Source organism: Exiguobacterium sibiricum 7-3 (assembly GCF_000620865.1).
In the GTDB taxonomy this organism is placed as follows: domain Bacteria; phylum Bacillota; class Bacilli; order Exiguobacteriales; family Exiguobacteriaceae; genus Exiguobacterium_A; species Exiguobacterium_A sibiricum_A.
This window is the reverse complement of the sequence record NZ_KK211190.1, coordinates 2,306,607-2,326,517: the sequence shown is the minus strand read 5'-3', so window position 1 is coordinate 2,326,517 and position 19,911 is coordinate 2,306,607. Positions and strand designations below refer to the sequence as shown.

Sequence of the window (19,911 nt, the reverse complement as noted above, 5' to 3'; positions counted from 1 at the left end):
GATTTTTAAGCTTATTGTTGCTGTTGCTGTTGCATCTGTTGTTGCATTTGTTGTTGCTCTTGCTTATCGAGGTCAAAAGCATCCTTGAAGTCTTTGTTCTCGATTTTAACATCATACTTCTTCATCAATGAACGGTAGATGTCGTTTGGATTGACTTGAGCTGCTTTTTCTTCAGCTAATGCCTTTTTGATTCGATCGGATTCTTTTTCGAGCGTAAAGTCTTTTTTCTCTTTACGGTCTGTTACTTTGATGATGTGATATCCGAATTGTGTTTTGATCGGGTCAGAAATTTTACCTTCAACGCCATCCTTGAACGCATAATTTTCGAATTCCTCGACCATTTTACCTTTTGTGAAGTATCCAAGATCTCCACCTTTTGTTGCGCTACCAGTGTCCGTTGATTTAGCTTTAGCAATTTTAGCGAAATCGCCGCCTTCATCAAGTTGTTTCTTGATTGCTTTTGCATCAGCTTCTTTTTCAACAAGAATGTGGCTTGCTTTGACTTCCACTTTTTCCTGGTTGAAACGATCTTCGATTTCTTTATCCGTTACTTTTGATTTTGCTGATTTTGCTTCTGTTAAGAGCATTTGTGTCCGAAGAACTTTTTCGAATTCTTTTTCGCTTTTGATACCAGCTGTTTGAAGTGTCGAATTGAACTGCTCTTTATCCGGGAACTGATCTTTTGTTTTCTTGACTTCAGCTTCTACTTCTTTATCCGTTACTTTTTTACCGTATTCTTTTTCAAGCAGTTTGTTCATCGTTTGTTGGAAAGCAATTTGTGCGCCTGCTTTTTGGTACGCCTCGTCCTGGACGTCCGCTTTATTGACTTCTCCACCTTTGTAGTTGATGACAGCTTCGTCATTTGAACCACATGCTGCTAATGTGAATACACTTGCCACTGCTGCTACACTTAAAAGTTTCTTTTTCATACATACACCCCTAATTTACCATTTATTTCAACCGTTCTATCATATCATATCTTCGTTATCTTGACAGCTTTCCGCAAAATCGAAAGTGATTTGCTCTTACCCCATGCTATCACATCAAGTACAAGAGGAGAGGACTATTTTTGTGGGAAATTGTGAGGCATCGCAACGTTTTGAGACAGAACGGTAAAGGGAACGTTACTTTCAAAAATCACAAAAAAACGTCCTAGGCCACAAGGCTTAGAACGTTAACTCCAAGAATTCGTGCAAAGGTCATGCTTTTTTGATCGAGTCGATAACCGGGTCTTGTGGACGCCGGTCCGCTTCTTCTGTAATCATTTTTGATGTCTCTGCAAAAATGTCCATAAAGCTGTCGCCATAGAGACGACGAACGATTGCTGATATGTCTGTCAGCTCTGGGAATTTACCGTAAAGCTCCTGGAGTGGCAACGAAGCACGGAAAACACCATTTTCTTCTGGACGGAACGCTTGAATCGTCTCAAGCAATAGACTTTCACCTTCCGGGGTCAGTTGGACATAGGTATTTCGTTTATCCGTCTCTTTTTTCGAAAATGTCAAAAGTCCACGGTCTTCTAATTTTTTAGAGAAGTTGAATGCAGTCGAGACGTGCATCACACCGTATTTGGCGATTTCAGAAATCGAAGCACCACCCAGTGCATGGGAAATCCATAAAATATGATGTTCATTAATATTTAAATCAAATGGTTTGATCCAATTTTGCCAATCTTTTTCTACCGTTTTCCATAGTGCTTTGCTCAATTGGACAATTTTATGACTGTATAACAGTGCTTCTTGTCCAGGATATAATTTTTCGTGTTCCATATCTGACTCATCCTTTCGAAAGGTGACAATGGCTCAAACGCGCAAAATGCAAACTATACAAAAACAAATCGAAGCAGCGGATCGTTACTGTTGGGGAGTGAGATGATCGACGTCTTGTTTTGCCTCATCAGCAAATTTTTGAAGACGAGCGAGTGATTCTTGAACCTCTGACTGGTACTGAGAGACATCTTTTGTTACTTCTTCTTTAAAGGTCATGCCAGAAAGTTTGGCTGTCTCTATTAGATTCTTTCCCTCCTGTGTTAAATCCTGCATGTTCGTTACGATTGTAGAATAAGAATTTCGACGTTGTTTACCATTCGAAGAGTCACTTTTAGTACCTTGGCGAAGCGCCTTCAAACCGTAAAAAGTCACAAGCGACAGCGTAGCACCAAAAGCGACCCAATTACGATGGGGACGCTTCGACATAGTTTACCTCCTTTCGATATTAAAATATTTGTTTCATATTATTTTACCGAAAATTCGATATTAGAAACCTATTTCGGCAATATTTCTAAAATGAGTCAGTAATTGACCGGTTTTTGAAGTCGTCAGAGACGGTTTTTGATGGATTCGGCGATTGTTGCTAATTCCTCAGCCGTATAATCTTCATTGTGTACTTCCCATTTCGCACCAAAGCCATCGTGTTTATCATGGCGTGGAATGAGATGGAGATGAAAGTGGGAAACAGACTGTCCGGCAACCTTCCCGGTGTTCGATAAAATGTTCATTCCGGCAGCACCCGTCTCCTGTTGTAAAGCACGACTGATTTCCGGAATGGTCGCAAAAACAGCCCGTGCACTTTCTGCAGATAAATCGTAGACGTTATCAGCGTGCTGTTTTGGAATGACAAGCGTATGACCTTTCGTTACTTGTGATAGATCGAGAAAAGCTAAAACTTCTTCATTTTCAAAAACTTTATGGCTTGGGATGTCGTGATTAGCAATCTTACAGAAAATACAGTTTTCTTTTTGCAATGGACTCACTCCTTCAGATGGATATAGCTTTAGTATACTCGACTGAATCGGTCTTGCGGGCGATTGACAAGGATATGAAGGGTTTCTAAACTAAAGGAAATCCTAAAATAAGAAGGTAGGGGAAACGAAGATGCCGTCTCGCATCACTGTATATGAAAAAAAGAAAAAACGAAATCAGCGAATCGGACTCATCGTGGGTATCATTACACTTGCTTGTCTGATGACTTGGATCGGTTGGAGTCAAATCAAACCGGCTGCAGATCGGCAACAGACAGACCAAGTCTTTCAAAAGGCATTGCAGGAACAAGATCGGGAAACGTTTCAACAATTAGTTTACCTCAACAACAAACCGTTAAAGCTTGCGGAAACGAATCAGCTCATGAAATGGTTTAAGGCGGACCCGGAACGGCTTGCGAGGGCTGTAGCTGAAATTAAATCTGATCAAAACAATTATCCGAAAGCAACAAAACGGACAAAGCAGCAAGATTTATTTTCGCTGAAAAAACAGTCGGGCCGATTTTGGTTTGATACGTACATCCTTCATTTAAACAAACAGACACTGGAAGTGAGGGTTGATACGGAAACGGCGGCCATTTCAGTCGATAATGCGCCAGCGGGTAACGCGGATCGACAAGCTCCGTTAACAATCGAACGTTTTCCGGGCGAGTATGATGTGTCAGCACGCGTGAAAGCGAATGGGAAGACGGGACAGGCGACTGAGACCGTTCAGTTGGGGGATCAAAGAAAGACGACGGTAGCATTTAAACTCGCGCAACAAGTTGCGCCGGATCAAAAGGAACAATACGGTGTCGATATCGAAAAATTACTGGAAGCGGAAGTAAAGGCGAGAACAGGGAAAAGTGTTGGGCAGATGACGGATTATATTGGTCAAAGTCAATCTAAATTCGAAAAAACATTTGGTCCTCCAACAAGCCAAATTGCCAATAAGACGACATATGACGGATTTGAAGTAGCATATGAGAACCAAGAGGTCAGAAGTATCTTAATTGATTTGAATAAAACGACATCTGAGCTGGAAGCAGTCGCCGGCAAGCCGGAATCTAAATCAGCGGAATCAGTCGGGACGGTTTGGAAATATCCATCAAGTTTTTTTGACGACTTGTTAGGGTGGCTGAATATCAAGTCGGAAAAACGTGTCATCGAACGATCAGGGAAAATGTGGCTGGAGTTACGTAACTAAAAAATCCGCAGTCCAAACAAAAAAACCACTAGAGACATGACGTCTTTAGTGGTTTGTTGTAGTAAATTAGATTATCGTTTGTTGACCGCACGAAGGATGAACGAAACGATTAAGATTAAGATGATTGCACCAAGGATAGCTGGTACGATTGCGAAACCGGCAACTGATGGTCCCCAACTTCCGAAAAGAGCTTGTCCGATCATTGAACCGACAAAACCTGCGATGATGTTACCGATAACGCCACCTGGTACATCTTTACCGAGAATAAGACTTGCTAACCAACCAATAATACCACCAACGATTAAAGCCCATAAGAATCCCATTTAAAACACTCCTTTTAGTTTTAGTAGTTTAAATTATTTGCGACGTACTGAACGAAGAATCAACGATACGATGAAGATTAAGATGATTGCACCTAAGATAGCTGGAATGATTGCGAATCCGCCGATAGTAGGTCCCATTGAACCGAAAATAGCTTGTCCTATCATTGAACCAACAAAACCTGCGATGATGTTACCGATGATGCCGCCTGGTACGTCTTTTCCGATGATGAGACTAGCTACCCATCCAATTAATCCACCGACGATTAAAGCCCATAAGAATCCCATTTAAAAAACACTCCTTTAATAAAATTTACGTACTGATCATTATTTCAATAAATCATTTACGACGTACTGAACGAAGAATCAATGACACGATGAAGATTAAGATGATAGCACCTAAGATAGCTGGAATAATAGCGAAACCAGCGATATCCGGTCCCATTGTACCGAAGATTGCTTGACCGATCATTGCTCCGACAAACCCAGCAACGATGTTACCGATGATACCACCTGGTACGTCTTTTCCGATGATGAGACTAGCTACCCAACCGATTAATCCACCGACGATTAAAGCCCATAAGAATCCCATTTGGAACCCTCCTTTTCTTACTTTAGATTTACCTGTTTTCAGGCAGTTGTAAACACATTGAAAGATGAAAGCCTTTAAATAATCATTTCAACCAGTGAGGTAAAAACGTTAAAATTAAAATGGCTAGACGATTGTACCAGTTACCTCTTAGTGAAACTCGTATTTAAAATGCTACTTTCAATTTTTGTAAGTCGTTTTCATATATTGATGTAACGATTACACTTAGAGTAATTACCGTAAAAAGATGTATTCAAACCTTTTCTTAATAAAAAAATGACTCAAACTAGAAAAGTCAGAATGAATTGTCTAGGATGGTTAATGAAGGGAGTCGATGAGTGTGTTATTAAAAATAAATGATTTATCAGGAGGATATGGAGCCAAAAAAGTCCTCCACGACATTAATATATCGGTAAACCAAGGGGAACTTGTTGGATTAATTGGTTTAAACGGTGCTGGGAAATCGACGACGATTAAACATATACTCGGTTTGTTACCGGTCAAGTCAGGTGAAATTTTAATCAACGGGGTCAGTTTAGAACAGGATGAACAGACATACCGAAAACAAGTCGCCTACATTCCAGAGCAACCGATGTTATATGAACAATTGACTTTACGTGAACATTTGCGTTTGATGGCGCAAGGGTATGCAGTTGAGGAAAAACAAGCTCAGGAACGAATCAATCATTACGCAGTCAGGCTTCGAATGACAAAACAGCTGGAATGGTTTCCGAGTGTTTTTTCCAAAGGAATGAAACAAAAAGCGATGATTCTCTGTGCTTTGGTGACAGGAAGCGAGTTGTTGATTGTCGATGAACCGTTCGTCGGACTCGATCCGCTTGCTATTCGGGAACTGTTGACGATTTTCAGTGAATTAAAAGCGGACGGTAAAGGAATCCTGATGTCGACACATATTTTAGAGACGGCAGAACGTCATTGCAATCGTTTCATCTTATTGCATGAAGGGCAAATCGCTGCAGAAGGAACGACGGGGGAACTTCGAAATCGCTATGACTTGAAGGACGGTTCCCTTGATGATATCTATGTCGCGGCCATCGAGGAGGCAGAACGATGACAAGTTCCGCTTTATGGCGCACACGGTACCAGGCCGCTATGGCAGAAATGACGAAGTATACCCGGTACATGGCGAACGGCGGTTTGCTGTTTACCGTCTATTTCGTTGTCTTGTATGGTCTTGTGGTGTACGGTCGATTTTTAGATCAACTGGACCCGTCGTTCCCCGGGAACCTGGTCATGGGCAGCCTGTTCATTCTGTTGGCCTTTTATCGATCAACACGAACCTTTTTAACTGAAGCGGACCAAGTCTTTTTGCTTCCGAGTCTGCCACACCTTGCAGGTTACATGAAGCGGATTCGACTCTACAATGCTTTTTATGGCATGATTCGTGCCGTCATCCCGTTTCTCGCTGTCGCTGTATTATATGTTCGGACAGAAGAGACCTCACCAATCGGATTGTTTATTCTGTTTGCAGCCTTGAGCATGATCGGTGCCGCGGCTAACTTATCGAAACTCGAAGGGGTCGGTCATCGGATTGTCCTCTTATACGCGACCGGTGCCGGGATTCTTGTCATGCTCGGGATGGGAGCGTTCAGCATTGTGGTCACGAGTTTATTGTTGCTGACGCTTCATTTGAAAAAACAAGACCAGCTGCCGTTGATGGACTGGATCGCGCTGGAACAGGAATCACGTGACCGTTTTTACCGAATCGCGAACTGGTTTGTCGATGTACCGCGATTATCGACGACGTATAAACGCCGACGTCTCTTAAGTGTTTTGGTGGAAAAGATCGGATTTGACCGAAACCGGACGTTTGATTATCTGTACATGAAACAATTCATTCGAAGTACGGATGGGATTGGTTTGATTGTTCGTCTGACGCTGATCGGAGCCGTGTTCATGTGGCTCGGGAAAGACAATGAGTGGTTGGTTGTCCTTGCTGTACCCGCATTTAGCGGACTAACGAGCTTTCAATTGGCTCCATTCACACGGGCGATCGATTCACATTTGTTGACCCGCTTGCTCCCGTTTGGAAATGCGACGGCTTCAAAACGAAAAGTGCTTCGAATCACTTCATTTTTACAAGTGTTGGTTTTAACGGCAGCCGGATATCTGATCAGCGGTTTTCTGACTGTGGTCGCAGGAGCTATTTTGGCACTCGTTGTCGCTGAATATTACGCTAGGAAAAAGTAACCGTAGAATCAAACGCAAAATACCCCTTTGCCACAGATGGCAAAGGGGTATTTGACGATACTGTTCAGTTGACTTTTTCAGTCGACTCTTCCTGTTGATAATCAGGATGCAATTCTTTGCTGACCGGCGCAGGGAGGTCGTAAGACGCTTGTCCGTGCTCGGCGACATCCAGTCCACGCAGTTCATCTTCCCGTGTAATCCGGAGACCAATCGTTACGTCGAGTAACTTGAGGAAAGCGTAACTTAAAACACTGACGACGACGACTGCGAAGACGACACCAAGAGCCTGAACCCCAAGTTGTGTAAAACCACCGCCGTAAAACAGTCCAGCTTTTCCGATTCCAGTGATTTCAACCAGTCTCGGTGAAGCGAAGAATCCGGTAGCGAGTGTACCCCAAATCCCGGCAATACCATGAACAGAGAAAGCACACAATGGATCATCGACACGACGGGCAAGCAGGATACTTGTTCCATACGTGATGACACCGGCCAGGAAACCAATGACAACGGCTCCCCACGGTTCGACGAAGGCACAAGCGGCTGTGATGGCGACGAGGGCGGCTAAGACGCCGTTGATGATCGACGGGATATCTGCAACCCGACGGTGCCAAAAAGAAATGGCGAGTGCTCCGAGGGCACCAGCGGCTGTTGCAAGTAATGTCGTCAAGGCAACATAACTGAAGAACCCGTCAGTAATCGTTAATGTCGAGCCGGCATTGAATCCAAACCAACATAACCACAGAATGAAAGCACCGACGACGGAGTAGATGACATTATGACCAAGTAACGGTGTTTTTTCCGCACCAATCCGTTTTTTCAAAATCAGAGCGGCGACGAGAGCGGCGATTCCACCTTGTAAATGGACAACGGTCGAACCGGCAAAATCCTGCATCCCGAGTGAACCCAGAAAACCGCCTGCCCAGACTGAACGGGCGATAATCGGATAGATGATGGCTACGAAGAACGTCCCGAACAGCAAGTAAACAGAGAGTTTTGCTCGTTCCGCAAAACCACCCCAGGCGATGGCGAGGGATACGGCGACAAATGACAGTTGGAAGAGGAACTTGACATCGATTGTTACATTTGACCAGTCAAGACTAGAAAACCCTCCTTGAAGGAAAAATCCTTCTGTTCCAATCAAGCCGGGTCCATCCCCGAACGTCAGTCCGAAGCCAATTGCCCAAAAGGCAAGGGCAGCAACGGAGAAGCTGATTAATTGTTTAACTGCAACGTGCCCGGCATTTTTAGCCCGTAACATTCCTGTTTCGAGTAGTAAAAATCCAATCTGCATCGTAAAGACGAGTAAGGTAGCGAATAAGACATAAAACGTATCGACTGAGACTAACATTTCTTCTAAGTTCATCGTCGTTCCTCCTTTATCAATTTAAAGTATGTGTTTACTTTAGACGGAAATCCTTTCCAAGAAACGACTTGTGTCAGAAAATCTGACATGGTATTTTGAAGGAAAGGAGTGACGAAGATGAACTACCGGGAGAAGAAGGTGATGACGATTGGGATTGTCTGCGAATTGACCGGTTTATCGGAACGTCAAATTCGTTACTATGAAGAACGGAAATTGATTTTTCCGGAACGGACGAACGGAAAAACAAGAAAATACTCGTTTACAGATATCGAACGATTGGTAGAAGTCGCGGAAAAGATCGAAGATGGGTGGCGGACACATGAAATCCGTGAAAAGGAACGGAAAGTAACGGAACAACAACGTTCGGATTTAATTCGCGGACAGTTGAATGCTGCGTTTGGTCTGTATAAGAAACGGTGAACATTTGATGAACGGGTAACAGAACTGTAATTTTGTAAACGATTTATTGGCACACCGTTCTGAATTTCAGATATAATGTTTCTGTGTTCACAAACTTATCGTGCGTTATTTTGGGGCGTTAGAACGAGTATAAAGGGGTAGTTATGATGAAAAACTTTAATGATACATTTTTGCGGGCCATTCGTGGCGAAGAAGTAAGCCATGTACCGGTCTGGTATATGCGGCAAGCAGGTCGGTATCAAGCAGAGTATCGTGAAATTAAAAAGACACGGACATTGTTTGAGATTACCCATGACCCTGAGTTGTGCGCCTATGTCACAGAACTACCAGTCAAGCAGTTGGGAGTCGACGCAGCCATTCTCTATAAAGATATTATGACGCCATTGCCTTCGATGGGTGTCGACGTCGAGATTAAAAGCGGCATTGGTCCCGTTATCGCAAATCCGATTCGGACAATGGACGATGTTCAAGCGCTCCAACCGTTCAAAAAAGAAGATATTCCCTACATTTTCGAGACGATTAAACTGTTGCGTGAACGTCTCGAAGTTCCGTTAATCGGCTTTTCAGGAGCACCATTTACGCTAGCCAGTTACATGATCGAGGGCGGTCCGTCAAAAGGCTACCACAAAACGAAAGCATTGATGTATGGTCATCCTGATGTATGGCATGCTTTAATGGAGAAACTCGGAGATATGGTCATTGATTATATCAAAGCACAAGTCGATGCCGGCATCCAGGCATTCCAAATCTTCGATTCGTGGGTCGGTACGACGAGCCGGAATGATTATGTTCTGTATATCAAACCGACAATGGAGCGTATTTTCACGGAATTGAAAGAAACAGGCGTTCCGATGATCATGTTTGGTGTCGGAGCAAGTCACTTGGCGGAAGAATGGCATGATTTGCCGCTTGATGTCGTCGGACTCGACTGGCGGCTGTCGGTAGATGCAGCACGTGAACGCGGACTGACGAAAACCTTACAGGGAAATCTTGATCCATCTTACCTACTTGCCCCATGGGAGATTCTCGAAGCAAAAACAAAAGAAATCCTTGATATGGGAATGAAACGTCCCGGTTTCATCTTTAACTTGGGACATGGTATTTTCCCGGAAGTGGATCCGGAAGTCTTAAAACGTCTCACTGCATATATCCATGATTACTCGAAAGAAAAAATGGAGGTAGCGAAATGAAAACATTAGGATTACTCGTCATGGCGTATGGTACGCCGTATAAACCGGAAGACATCGAACGCTATTACACACACATCCGTCGTGGACGCAAACCGTCTCCAGAAGCATTGGCTGAACTGACAGAACGGTATGAAGCAATCGGTGGTGTTTCACCACTGGCGCAAGTCACGATTGATCAAGCGGAAGAATTACACCGCCAATTGTCGGAAAAATATGCGGGCGAAATTGAATTCAAACTGTATTTGGGTCTGAAGCATATTGAACCATTCGTCGAAGATGCTGTGGAGCAAATGGCAAAAGACGGTATCACAGAAGCAGTCACGGTTGTACTCGCACCGCACTATTCGACGTTCAGTATTCGTTCATACAACGGTCGGGCGAAAGAAGTGGCAGATAAACACGGCATTCATTTGGCTTCTGTTGAGTCATGGTACAAAGAAGAAGCGTTCATCGACTGGTGGGGCAAAGAAATCCGGAAAACGTTTGATGCATTACCGGTACCAGAAGAAAAAGCGGTCTTGGTCGTATCAGCACACAGTTTACCGGAAAAAATCATCGCGAATGGTGATCCGTACCCGGAACAATTAAAAGAAACTGCAGACTTGATTGCGGCACGTGCCGGGGTTAAACATATGATTACAGGCTGGCAGTCAGCCGGACAAACGCCAGAACCTTGGCTCGGACCAGATGTGCAAGATTTGACGCGTGACGTCTATGAGGCGGAAGGATACGAAGCATTCGTCTACGTTCCTGTCGGATTCGTCGCCGATCACTTGGAAGTCCTATTTGATAATGATTACGAGTGTAAAGTCGTCTGTGACGAACTGGGCATTCATTACGCGCGTCCGGTCATGCCGAACGCAGATCCTGCCTTCATGAAAGCAGTCACCGAGGCTGTTTCGAAACAGGTCGGCAGTTATGTCAAGTAAACGTCTCGTCATCGTCGGCGGTGGTATTACTGGTCTTGCCGCTGCCTATTACGCAGAACGTACTTTTCCCGATTTGAACATCACATTGCTTGAAGCTGGAGAACGTCTTGGTGGGAAGGTCGCGACGTATCGAGAAGATGGTTTTACGATTGAACGTGGACCGGATTCTTACGTCGCCCGAAAACACATCTTGACGGATTTGATTGAAGCAATCGGACTGGGTGAAAAACTGGTCCGAAATAACACGTCCCAAGCATTTATTTTGGATACGGGTGGCCTTCACCCGATTCCAAAAGGTGCTGTCATGGGGATTCCGACGGATCTTGAATTGTTCCGGGAAACGACGTTACTGACAGAACAGGAAAAACAGGAAGTCGCTGACTTGTTGTTGCATCCGTCTGATGAGTTAAGGATTCCGGAACAGGACATTCCGCTTGGAGAGTATTTACGTCCGCGACTCGGGGATGCATTAGTAGAAAAATTGATTGAACCGTTGCTGTCCGGTATCTATGCCGGTAACATCGATCAGATGAGTACGTTTGCGACGTATCCGCAGTTCGTCGCGAATGAACAAAAAGCCGGTTCATTGTTTGAAGGGATGCGTTTAATGCGTCCGCTCGATCAAATGCCGCAAGGTCCGCAAACAACGATCAAAGCGACCGGACAGTTTTTATCGCTCGAAACAGGACTTGAATCATTGATTGAACGGTTGGAAGAGATGCTCGAACGTTCGGAAGTCCGTCTTGAAACGCCGTTACTTGAGATTTCACGTGAAGACGGACGATACCGCTTGAAAACGGACCATGGTCCGGAGTACGCGGATTATGTGCTCTTGACGATTCCGCATTCTCAAGTCGTCCAGTTGTTGCCGGATGCTCACTTGCCGGAGCTTGAACAGTTGACGACGCATTCAACGGCGACGATTACGATGATTTTTGATCAACAAGAGTCGTTACCGATTGAAGGAACAGGCTTTGTCGTCAACCGACGGGCACCGTACTCGATCACCGCATGTACAGCGATTGATCAAAAATGGAATCATTCGGCTCCGGATCACACGGTCCTTCGGGCATTTGTCGGACGACCGGGTAATGACCATTTGGTTTATGAATCAGATGAGGTATTGCAACAGGCCGTGCTGCAGGACTTAGAAAAGATCTGCGGACGGGCGTTAGAACCGAAGCAGGTTATCATCAGCCGTTTGATGGATGGTCTTCCTGCGTATACGGTCGGTCATGCTGACCGGATTCAGCGGGTCCGGGAAGAAGTGTTGAGACAGTATCCGGGTATCTATCTCGCAGGCCTTGCCTATGACGGGGTCGGATTACCGGATTGTGTAGCCAGTGCAAAAACAATGATTGAATCGATTGAATTGGAACAATCCCACGCGGATGAATCCTTCAATGAATCATAAAAGCTTATCCAGTGCAGGAAACTCCATCTTTTTTAGGAGTTTCCTGCACTTTTTTGTTTTATTTGTCCTGAAAATAAGGAATACCTTATACATTGAGAAACGATAGGGAAAACGGAGGAGGAGAATCCAGTGCCTGAAGTCCTGAGTACGATGCTCGTCATATTGGCTTACGGCTTGATTATCATGAATTTATTGGCGGTCGTCACCGTCATTTTTTTGGAACGACGAGACATTGGCGCAACATGGGCATGGGTTCTGATTTTGTATTTTGTTCCGTTAATCGGGTTTCTGGTTTATTTATTTTTTGGACGTCTCTTGAAAAAAACAAATTTTTATCACGTCGAACAAACGGAACAACAAGAACAATCACGGCGCGTGACGCTTCAATTAACCGAATTGGATAAATTCGAGACACAACAGCGTCATCCTGCTATTGTCCGGTATGACCAACTGATCCGGATGAATTTAGTGTCGAGCGATGCCTTGCTCAGTTTTCAAAATGAGGTCGTCATTTTATCGGACGGCGAACAAAAATTTAATCGGATGATGACCGACATCGTAAATGCGGAACACGAAATTAACATCCAGTACTACATTATTCAAAAAGATTCGCTGGGACAAGCGTTAATTGCCGCTCTAACAAATAAAGCGAAACAAGGAATCAAAGTCCGGTTGCTCTATGATGCGGTCGGATCCCGTGATTTGAAACGGTCCGACTTTAAGGAATTGATGAAATACAACGGGGAAGTGTTCGCCTTCTTCCCACCGACAATCGGTTTGATTAACTTTCGTCTCAATAACCGGAATCATCGGAAATCGTGTATCGTCGACGGCAAGATCGGTTATATCGGCGGCTTTAACGTCGGGACAGAGTATTTAGGAATCGACGAAAAATTTGGTTATTGGCGCGACACGCATTTCCGGTTAGAAGGAGAGGTCGTCCATGATCAACTGGACCGGTTTATCTTAGATTGGAATCAGGCGAGTGACAGCTATACGGCAAAAAATACTTTTTATTATGGTGCCCACTCGATTGAACAGGAGTTGCCGATGCAGATTGTGACCTCAGGTCCGGATTCAAAAACGGAACATCTCAAAAATCTGTTGATTAAGATGATCTCATCCGCCAAACAATCGATTTATATTCAATCACCTTATTTCATTCCGGATACCAGTTACATGGACGCTTGCAAGATGGCATTACTGTCTGGGGTCGAGATCCGAATCATGATTCCGAACAAACCGGACCATCCATTTGTCTACTGGGCGACGACAGCGGCAGCCGGGGAACTGATTGATTACGGGGCAAAAATTTACACGTATGAACCTGGATTTCTACATGCAAAAACGATTGTCGTCGATCAGGAAATCGCCTCAGTCGGAACGACCAATATCGATGCCCGCAGCTTCAGATTAAATTTTGAAATGAATTCGGTTGTTTACGATCGACGTGTCGCGTCTGAATTAGCGCAACTGTTTGAAGAAGATTGTCTGGTGTGTGAGCGGTTGACGGCGAAAAAATATGCAGAGCGCTCCCGGATGATTAAATTCAAAGAGAGCATTTCAAGACTCTTGTCTCCGATTTTGTAAAGGAAGAAGGAGGATTTGGTAAAGGAACAAGGATGAGAACAGGAAACTGAGAAGAGAAATGGTATAGTGGAACTGAAAAAGACAAAGGAGAGTGAACGTTTTGGCAAAAGCAATCAAATTATTGATCTCAGACATGGATGGTACCGTATTATCCAGCAAACAGAAAATAGAACCGGAAACGATTGCGGCGATTGAAGCGGCAAAAGAACAGGGCATTGATTTTGCGATTGCAACAGGACGAAATTACTTAAATGCAAAAGAATTGACGGATCAGGCAGGAATCACGTGTCCCATCATCGCTTCGAACGGTGCACGCGTTTTGACCGTCGACGGGGAAGAGTTAAGTGCGACGACGTTGACATCGGAGCAAGCCCAGCAGATTTATGGCATCATCAGCCAGTACGAAGTATTTTTTGAGATGTTTTGTGACCAAGGTCTCGTCACGGCACAAGGATCAACGATTGACGCCGCCTATGATTCGCTTAAGGAAATGAGTCAGGAAAGCGACCGGGCGAAGGGTGTCCTCGACTTTTTCCACAATCGTTATTACGTCAATGAAGATGTCAAGATGATTGATGGTTTCCGCTCATTCATTCGGAACCAGGCCGGACAAGTCTTTAAATTCATTTCTTTCTCATTCGATCAAGAGTTGATGAAGAAGATTTGGGAAGAAATCGAACAAAAAGTGGACGGGATTTATGTGACGTCATCCGGTCATGACAACATCGAAGTCATGGCGCTTGGAGCAGACAAAGGAACAGCCGTCAAAACACTGGCGAAGCACCTTGGGGTGGCGATTGAAGAAGTCGCCGTCATCGGAGACAACTTGAACGATGTTCCGATGTTTAAAGTCGCTGGAATGGCGATTGCGATGGGAAATGGACATGACGATGCAAAAGCGATTGCGCATCAAGTGACGAAAACCAACGACGAAAATGGGGTCGGATATGCGATTCGTCAATTGGCCGATCGGGCATGGACGTAACAAGAGAGGGGTAACGGGCATTGTTCAAAGCGTTTAAGGAGTTTGCATTTCGCGGGAATGTGATTGATTTGGCGGTAGGGGTTATCCTGGGGGCTGCCTTCAGTGGCATCATCAAGTCGTTAGTCAACAGCATCTTCATGCCATTGATTGGTATCATCATCGGTGGAATTGATGTCAAAGGGTTGTCCGTCGAGGTCGGGAATGCCAATTTGTTATACGGTCAGTTCCTGCAAGCGAGCATCGAGTTCATCTTGATTGCATTTGCCTTGTTTTTGTTTGTGAAAGGCATCAATGCCTTTCGCCGAAAAGAGGAGACGACGGAAGAAGTCGCAGCTCCGACGACAGAAGAAAAATTGCTCACGGAAATCCGTGATGCACTGGTCCGTCAAAATGATGAACGCATGACATGATAAACAAAAGACTCATTTTTCACCGGACGAGTTCCAGTGGAAAATGAGTCTTTTTTTAAAGAATCGTTAACAGATGATTTTCGGAACAGACTTGCAGGGACAGTTGTTTATCGATGCCCTTATCAAACTGAATCTCGAGAACGTCGTCCATTAAATGAACAATCGTTCCGTCGCCGAAGGATTTATGACGAATTCGCATGTTCTTCTCGACGGCAAGAAGCGGTCCTGCTGGTTTGTCGTTCAAACGTGGAGCATAGCGGGATTTTTTTTGTGCCTTTTGCTCCGGATGGAGAATCTGTCGGATATTGGCGATAAATAAGGATTCTTCGACCGGTTTTGACTTATACCGGTAAGACAACAGATGAAGATCATGGCGCGCACGTGTCATACCGACATAAAACAGGCGGACCGCTTCTTCCATTTCTTCAAGTTGTCCGTCTTTGTAAGATTTGATGTTATCTGAAGACGGAAGGACACCGTTGATTAAATCAATCATGAAGACACGATCGAATTCGAGTCCCTTGGCACTGTGAAAAGTGGATAAGGTGACGGCATTTTGATGTTTATTGGACTTCGCTTGACGCATTAATTGTTCGAGGTGCAAAATCCGTTCTTTAAAGGCAAGAGAGGTCGGAAGATCACTTGCGACATTTTCAATCGTATTGAGCATTTCCAGTAAAAAATCAATGCTGAATCCAAGACTGTCACTCATTTTTTTCAGATTTTTTTCATAACCCAGTTCATTGCGAATCAGTGCCAAAGCAGCAGCAGGACGGGCAGTTTGTATGGCGGTAAAAACGGATTTAATGGTTTTCAGTTGTTTTTTTTGATAAAACTTCATCTCGACATGTTGAATCAACAAGTCAAACACGTTTTCTCCGTTCCGCACTTCATAAAGACGCTGTAATTGAACTTTTGAGATGTATCCTGCAAATTTCGTATGAATTTGCGCCAAAACATCAACATCAGAAGGATCGTTTGCCAGTTCGATGAAATGTAAGACATCCTTTAAAACCCAATGGCTAAAGAATTTGTGGTCAACGTCCTTAATATAAAAAGGGATTCCGGCTAAATCAAGGGCATTCATGATGTTGATCGAGGACGAGTTGTTGCGATATAAAATCGCCACTTCTTTAAAATTCGTTTCCTCGCGTAATTGACGAATGACATACCGCGTTTGGTCTTCGTAAGCGGGCAAAGTTTCCACGGTGATGGCACGTGAAGACGGATTTTCCGTATACATCTTCTTAGGATAACGGACCTTATTACGCTGAATGAAACGATTGGCGGTCTCGACGATTTCTTTAGAGGAACGATAGTTTTGTTCCATATACAATACGGTCGCATCAGGATACGTATCCTTAAAGTGGATAATTTTTGATACATCCGCGCCACGCCAGCTGTACAACGTTTGATCATCATCGGCGACGACACAAAGGTTATTGTGAGGCAACGCCAGTTTTTCGACAAGTTGATGCTGGACTAGAGAAGTATCCTGACTTTCGTCCGTTAAAATATACTCAAAACGCCGTTGGTACGATCTAAGCAGTGCCGCATCTTCTGAAAGGATCGTATTGGCATACGTCAACATGTCATCAAAGTCCATCAGTGGGTGGAGCGGATCCCGCAATTTGAATTGTTCATAAGCGGAGTAAATCTCCGGGAAATGTTTAATGGTCGTTTTTAATGTTTCAATATCTTTCGTTGCCAATAACCGATTTTTAACGAAGGAAATCATTCGCAGTAATTCATCCATCTGATCTTCCGTAATGACGCTCCGATTAATTTCTTGGAAAATCCGGCGAAGAATCATTCGTTTATGCAACGGCTGTTCCGGACGGTGTGTTGCTGTTTTTTCAATGGCTCCTTCGATAATCGTATACTGAAGCCGATGTGTTGCCGCATAATCACGGACGACTTGAAAAGCAAAACTGTGAATCGTCGAGAAGGAAGCCGTTGTCCCGATTAAATGATGAAACCAATCGTGAAAACGTTCTGCCATCTCATGAGCAGCAGCTTTACTGAAAGTTAATCCGAGAATGGATCGGGGATTCACCTTTTTCTCGAGAATCAAATAGGCAATTTTAAAATTCAATGTTGTTGTTTTTCCTGAACCCGGGGAAGCGAGTAATAGGAGCGGACCTCGATCGTGTTCAATCGCTTGGCGCTGGACAGCATTTAGTTTGGTCCCGGTTTCCATCTCCATCCGTTCAAAAAAGTCTGGGGACATCGGTTTATTCACCTCTTACCTTTGTAAACTCAATTTTCTTTTCTTAGTTTAGCATTTTCAGCCGGACAATTGATTAAGTCTACACAAGAAGTGGAATATAAGTAAAGATAAAATCTTTTACAGGAACGTTCCTGAAGCATTGGCTAAAACATCTAGAACATGTAAAATGGAAATAGATGTAAGGGGAGTGTCGTGTCTCCTTGACTAATGGAAGGCGGAAAAAGTATGTCTCAAGTGAAGCTGTTTATGTATACCAACGAACATTATGAACAATGTGATGCGTTTATTCTTCCGGAAGAACAAATCCAATTTACGACATTTCCGACCGAGGTCGTATCGGAAGCGTTAAACAATCCAGATAAGTTTCCTGTCGTCATTAAAAAAGAAAAGGAAGTCGTCGGATTTTTCATCCTGCATTTAAATCCACCGAAAACACACCGGACAGATGAACGCAGTGTCCTGTTGCGGGCTTTTTCAATTGATGCAAGACATCAGCAACAAGGCTATGCCAAAGAAGCAATGATGCAATTACCTGCATTCGTGAATGAGCATTTTCCGGAAGTAACGGCGATTACGTTAGCGGTCAATAAAAAGAATATCGCGGCAAAATCCTTGTACTTCAAAACAGGTTATGTGGATACGCTACAATCTGTCATGGGTCCGATTGGCGAGCAACACATATTAGCCTTTGATCTTCAAAAAGAAACATCACCGCAATGAAAAGCACATTCCTCAGCTGAGCTGTGAGGAATGTGCTTTTTTGCGGGAATCAAAAAGAATTAATGGATTACAGGCTGTAAATGGCCAGATGAGCCGTCGCATCACCTGTCAAAACGATACCTTGACTTGTCGCCTTCGGGAAAATCCGAGCGGAAGCAACAGCTTCTCCGTCATTTAGAAACACTTCGATTGACGAACGATCGACGAAGACCCGTAACGTATGCAATGGTTCAGTCAATACGATAGAACGAGTCGTACCATATTCGAGGGCTGGCACCTCTGCACCTGATTGTCCTCGATCAATTGTGAATTGTTTCGTTTGTTGATTGTACCGCAGAACTGTTTGTTCCTGGTCACTGACCCGGAGCTTCACTTCCAATTGATCAGAGGAAAGTTGCAACTGGGACAGTTCGAGCTCGAAAATCTCTGCTTGTGCAGGCAGGAATTGATCAACCAACTCCAGTTCCTGTTCGTATAACGTTTCTTTACGGAGTGATGTCAGTTCCTGAACGGGTTTTTGACGCAACTGCTGATTTTCGAGTGTCAGTTCTCGGGGTAACGTCAAACCGTGCGCCCAGTTATAACGGTCACTTGGATACGAGATGTCAGGTAACCCCATCCAACCGACAAGAATCCGGCGTCCGTCTGCTGCGAGTGTCGTCTGGGGCGCGTAAAAATCAAATCCGAAATCCAGTTCAACAAAATCTTCATGTTGGAAAGCAAGCTCCGGAAGTGAAAGGGGTTGTCCCATCAAGTATCCGGATTGGAAGATGTTTTGGTAACGATCTCCCTCGCGAGCAATCCCTTGCGGACTGAACAGTAATAGCCCTTTTCCATCAAGTTCAAAATAATCGGGACATTCCCACATGTAACCGAATTGATCGTAACGGGTGACGAGTTCTCCCATCAAGGTCCAGTTTTCCGCATCTTGCGATTGATACATCACTGTACAGCCGGTCAAATCGTCGCGTTGAGCCCCGATGATGCAGTACCATGTATCGTGATGCTGAAACACTTTAGGATCACGGAAGTGCTCGGTATAACCTGTTGGAACGGTTGGAATGGCAGGAGGCAGATGCTTGTCAATCCGACCGTCCGAACGAAGGTGACCGACGATTTGACTTGTGTGTCGTTTCCAATCTACATCCCGTTTGTTTCCTGTGTACATGATATGGACCTGATCATTTTTGATGAAACCACTTCCGGAGTAAGCCCCGTGTGAATCAGGATCGTCGTTTGGAATAAGGGCTGCCCCCTCATCGAACCAGTGCACTAAATCCTTCGAAGTCATGTGGTACCAGTATTTCAATCCGTGGACGGGGCCGAGTGGGAACCATTGGTAAAAAAGATGATACGTGCCGTTGTGGTAAACAAATCCGTTCGGATCGTTCAACAAACCGGTTGGGGGTTGAATGTGAAAAGAAAACCGCCAAGGTGAGTTGCGTACTTCTTCTTTCATGAGTTGATACACTTCCGGTGCAAGATCGGAAAGCGGGCGATAGCGTGCTTCGCGTGTCCACTGATTCATGTTGTCAGCTCCTTGTTGTAAGTAGTTGGGGATTGCTTCTTCTATGCGTTCACATTACGGAGAAGCGG

Annotated in this window: 21 protein-coding genes; 11 read left to right on the top strand and 10 right to left on the bottom strand. The window is 44.4% G+C overall.

What is annotated here, in order from left to right:
- Nucleotides 1–11: 11 nt before the first annotated feature.
- The 4 genes from P402_RS0113045 to P402_RS0113030 form a co-directional block, all read right to left on the bottom strand.
- Complete coding sequence (locus P402_RS0113045) at nucleotides 12–929, bottom strand: peptidylprolyl isomerase (protein ID WP_026829097.1); 918 nt, start codon at nucleotides 927–929, stop codon at nucleotides 12–14.
- Nucleotides 930–1,199: 270 nt separating this feature from the next.
- Nucleotides 1,200–1,769 carry an HTH-type transcriptional regulator Hpr gene (locus tag P402_RS0113040; RefSeq protein ID WP_012369593.1) on the bottom strand — a complete coding sequence of 190 codons (570 nt, stop codon included), beginning with the start codon at nucleotides 1,767–1,769 and terminating at the stop codon, nucleotides 1,200–1,202.
- 84 nt (nucleotides 1,770–1,853) lie between these two features.
- On the bottom strand, nucleotides 1,854–2,195 hold the full coding sequence (locus tag P402_RS0113035; RefSeq protein WP_026829096.1) for a hypothetical protein: 342 nt from the start codon (nucleotides 2,193–2,195) through the stop codon (nucleotides 1,854–1,856).
- Nucleotides 2,196–2,317: 122 nt separating this feature from the next.
- Nucleotides 2,318–2,743: an HIT family protein gene (locus P402_RS0113030; protein ID WP_026829095.1), complete on the bottom strand. Its 426-nt coding sequence runs from the start codon at nucleotides 2,741–2,743 to the stop codon at nucleotides 2,318–2,320.
- Nucleotides 2,744–2,873: 130 nt separating this feature from the next.
- On the opposite strand from P402_RS0113030, the gene P402_RS0113025 reads away from it, so the two are divergent.
- The gene (locus P402_RS0113025; protein WP_026829094.1) at nucleotides 2,874–3,944 is read left to right on the top strand and encodes a TcaA second domain-containing protein; all 1,071 of its coding nucleotides are present in this window, start codon (nucleotides 2,874–2,876) and stop codon (nucleotides 3,942–3,944) included.
- A gap of 71 nt (nucleotides 3,945–4,015) precedes the next feature.
- Here the strand turns inward: P402_RS0113025 and P402_RS0113020 are convergent, their stop codons facing one another.
- From P402_RS0113020 to P402_RS0113010, 3 genes are read right to left on the bottom strand one after another with little or no spacing between them, the layout of a single operon-like run.
- Nucleotides 4,016–4,267, bottom strand: a complete 252-nt coding sequence (locus tag P402_RS0113020) for a GlsB/YeaQ/YmgE family stress response membrane protein (protein WP_012369597.1) — start codon at nucleotides 4,265–4,267, stop codon at nucleotides 4,016–4,018.
- Between the two features lie 33 nt (nucleotides 4,268–4,300).
- Complete coding sequence (locus P402_RS0113015; RefSeq protein WP_026829093.1) at nucleotides 4,301–4,552, bottom strand: GlsB/YeaQ/YmgE family stress response membrane protein; 252 nt, start codon at nucleotides 4,550–4,552, stop codon at nucleotides 4,301–4,303.
- Between the two features lie 52 nt (nucleotides 4,553–4,604).
- A complete protein-coding gene (locus tag P402_RS0113010; protein ID WP_026829092.1) occupies nucleotides 4,605–4,856 on the bottom strand; it encodes a GlsB/YeaQ/YmgE family stress response membrane protein in 252 nt (83 codons plus the stop codon).
- A gap of 331 nt (nucleotides 4,857–5,187) precedes the next feature.
- On the opposite strand from P402_RS0113010, the gene P402_RS0113005 reads away from it, so the two are divergent.
- Together P402_RS0113005 and P402_RS0113000 are read left to right on the top strand one after the other, a co-directional pair.
- Nucleotides 5,188–5,928, top strand: a complete 741-nt coding sequence (locus P402_RS0113005) for an ABC transporter ATP-binding protein (RefSeq protein ID WP_026829091.1) — start codon at nucleotides 5,188–5,190, stop codon at nucleotides 5,926–5,928.
- Nucleotides 5,925–7,064 carry an ABC transporter permease gene (locus P402_RS0113000; protein ID WP_026829090.1) on the top strand — a complete coding sequence of 380 codons (1,140 nt, stop codon included), beginning with the start codon at nucleotides 5,925–5,927 and terminating at the stop codon, nucleotides 7,062–7,064. The genes P402_RS0113005 and P402_RS0113000 overlap by 4 nt, the downstream gene beginning before the upstream one ends.
- 64 nt (nucleotides 7,065–7,128) lie before the next feature.
- Here the strand turns inward: P402_RS0113000 and P402_RS0112995 are convergent, their stop codons facing one another.
- Nucleotides 7,129–8,427, bottom strand: a complete 1,299-nt coding sequence (locus P402_RS0112995; RefSeq protein WP_026829089.1) for an ammonium transporter — start codon at nucleotides 8,425–8,427, stop codon at nucleotides 7,129–7,131.
- A 117-nt stretch (nucleotides 8,428–8,544) separates the two neighbouring features.
- Here P402_RS0112995 and P402_RS0112990 point away from each other — a divergent pair, with 117 nt between their 5' ends.
- From P402_RS0112990 to mscL, 7 genes are all read left to right on the top strand, one after another.
- Nucleotides 8,545–8,847 carry a MerR family transcriptional regulator gene (locus P402_RS0112990; RefSeq protein ID WP_012369603.1) on the top strand — a complete coding sequence of 101 codons (303 nt, stop codon included), beginning with the start codon at nucleotides 8,545–8,547 and terminating at the stop codon, nucleotides 8,845–8,847.
- A 143-nt stretch (nucleotides 8,848–8,990) separates the two neighbouring features.
- A complete protein-coding gene (gene hemE, locus P402_RS0112985) occupies nucleotides 8,991–10,037 on the top strand; it encodes a uroporphyrinogen decarboxylase (RefSeq protein WP_026829088.1) in 1,047 nt (348 codons plus the stop codon).
- Nucleotides 10,034–10,966, top strand: coding sequence for a ferrochelatase (hemH, locus tag P402_RS0112980; protein WP_026829087.1), 933 nt, complete (start codon nucleotides 10,034–10,036; stop codon nucleotides 10,964–10,966). Before hemE ends, hemH begins: the two co-directional genes overlap by 4 nt.
- Nucleotides 10,956–12,380: a protoporphyrinogen oxidase gene (gene hemG / locus P402_RS0112975; protein ID WP_026829086.1), complete on the top strand. Its 1,425-nt coding sequence runs from the start codon at nucleotides 10,956–10,958 to the stop codon at nucleotides 12,378–12,380. The genes hemH and hemG overlap by 11 nt, the downstream gene beginning before the upstream one ends.
- Nucleotides 12,381–12,509: 129 nt before the next feature.
- Nucleotides 12,510–13,970 carry a cardiolipin synthase gene (gene cls, locus P402_RS0112970; protein WP_235188882.1) on the top strand — a complete coding sequence of 487 codons (1,461 nt, stop codon included), beginning with the start codon at nucleotides 12,510–12,512 and terminating at the stop codon, nucleotides 13,968–13,970.
- Nucleotides 13,971–14,061: 91 nt separating this feature from the next.
- Nucleotides 14,062–14,955: a Cof-type HAD-IIB family hydrolase gene (locus tag P402_RS0112965; RefSeq protein ID WP_440287196.1), complete on the top strand. Its 894-nt coding sequence runs from the start codon at nucleotides 14,062–14,064 to the stop codon at nucleotides 14,953–14,955.
- Between the two features lie 20 nt (nucleotides 14,956–14,975).
- Nucleotides 14,976–15,365 carry a large-conductance mechanosensitive channel protein MscL gene (gene mscL, locus P402_RS0112960; RefSeq protein ID WP_026829083.1) on the top strand — a complete coding sequence of 130 codons (390 nt, stop codon included), beginning with the start codon at nucleotides 14,976–14,978 and terminating at the stop codon, nucleotides 15,363–15,365.
- A 55-nt stretch (nucleotides 15,366–15,420) separates the two neighbouring features.
- Here mscL and P402_RS0112955 read toward each other — a convergent pair whose 3' ends face one another.
- A complete protein-coding gene (locus P402_RS0112955; RefSeq protein WP_235188881.1) occupies nucleotides 15,421–17,607 on the bottom strand; it encodes an ATP-dependent helicase in 2,187 nt (728 codons plus the stop codon).
- Between the two features lie 234 nt (nucleotides 17,608–17,841).
- Between P402_RS0112955 and P402_RS0112950 the strand changes: the two genes are divergently transcribed.
- Entirely contained in the window at nucleotides 17,842–18,315 is a 474-nt protein-coding gene (locus tag P402_RS0112950) for a GNAT family N-acetyltransferase (protein WP_235188880.1), read from the top strand.
- A gap of 67 nt (nucleotides 18,316–18,382) precedes the next feature.
- Here the strand turns inward: P402_RS0112950 and P402_RS16545 are convergent, their stop codons facing one another.
- Complete coding sequence (locus P402_RS16545; protein ID WP_034770004.1) at nucleotides 18,383–19,843, bottom strand: glycoside hydrolase family 32 protein; 1,461 nt, start codon at nucleotides 19,841–19,843, stop codon at nucleotides 18,383–18,385.
- Nucleotides 19,844–19,911: the final 68 nt, after the last annotated feature.

Coding starts and splice junctions, on each gene's coding strand:
- P402_RS0113000 (WP_026829090.1), top strand. CDS start 5,925: ATGACAAGTTCCGCTTTATGGCGCACACGGTACCAGGCCGCTATGGCA.
- P402_RS0113010 (WP_026829092.1), bottom strand. CDS start 4,856: ATGGGATTCTTATGGGCTTTAATCGTCGGTGGATTAATCGGTTGGGTA.
- hemG (WP_026829086.1), top strand. CDS start 10,956: ATGTCAAGTAAACGTCTCGTCATCGTCGGCGGTGGTATTACTGGTCTT.
- P402_RS0112950 (WP_235188880.1), top strand. CDS start 17,842: ATGTATACCAACGAACATTATGAACAATGTGATGCGTTTATTCTTCCG.
- P402_RS0113020 (WP_012369597.1), bottom strand. CDS start 4,267: ATGGGATTCTTATGGGCTTTAATCGTTGGTGGTATTATTGGTTGGTTA.
- P402_RS0112995 (WP_026829089.1), bottom strand. CDS start 8,427: ATGAACTTAGAAGAAATGTTAGTCTCAGTCGATACGTTTTATGTCTTA.
- P402_RS16545 (WP_034770004.1), bottom strand. CDS start 19,843: ATGAATCAGTGGACACGCGAAGCACGCTATCGCCCGCTTTCCGATCTT.
- P402_RS0112990 (WP_012369603.1), top strand. CDS start 8,545: ATGAACTACCGGGAGAAGAAGGTGATGACGATTGGGATTGTCTGCGAA.
- P402_RS0113005 (WP_026829091.1), top strand. CDS start 5,188: ATGAGTGTGTTATTAAAAATAAATGATTTATCAGGAGGATATGGAGCC.
- P402_RS0113025 (WP_026829094.1), top strand. CDS start 2,874: ATGCCGTCTCGCATCACTGTATATGAAAAAAAGAAAAAACGAAATCAG.
- hemH (WP_026829087.1), top strand. CDS start 10,034: ATGAAAACATTAGGATTACTCGTCATGGCGTATGGTACGCCGTATAAA.
- P402_RS0113040 (WP_012369593.1), bottom strand. CDS start 1,769: ATGGAACACGAAAAATTATATCCTGGACAAGAAGCACTGTTATACAGT.
- P402_RS0113045 (WP_026829097.1), bottom strand. CDS start 929: ATGAAAAAGAAACTTTTAAGTGTAGCAGCAGTGGCAAGTGTATTCACA.
- P402_RS0113015 (WP_026829093.1), bottom strand. CDS start 4,552: ATGGGATTCTTATGGGCTTTAATCGTCGGTGGATTAATTGGATGGGTA.
- P402_RS0113035 (WP_026829096.1), bottom strand. CDS start 2,195: ATGTCGAAGCGTCCCCATCGTAATTGGGTCGCTTTTGGTGCTACGCTG.
- hemE (WP_026829088.1), top strand. CDS start 8,991: ATGATGAAAAACTTTAATGATACATTTTTGCGGGCCATTCGTGGCGAA.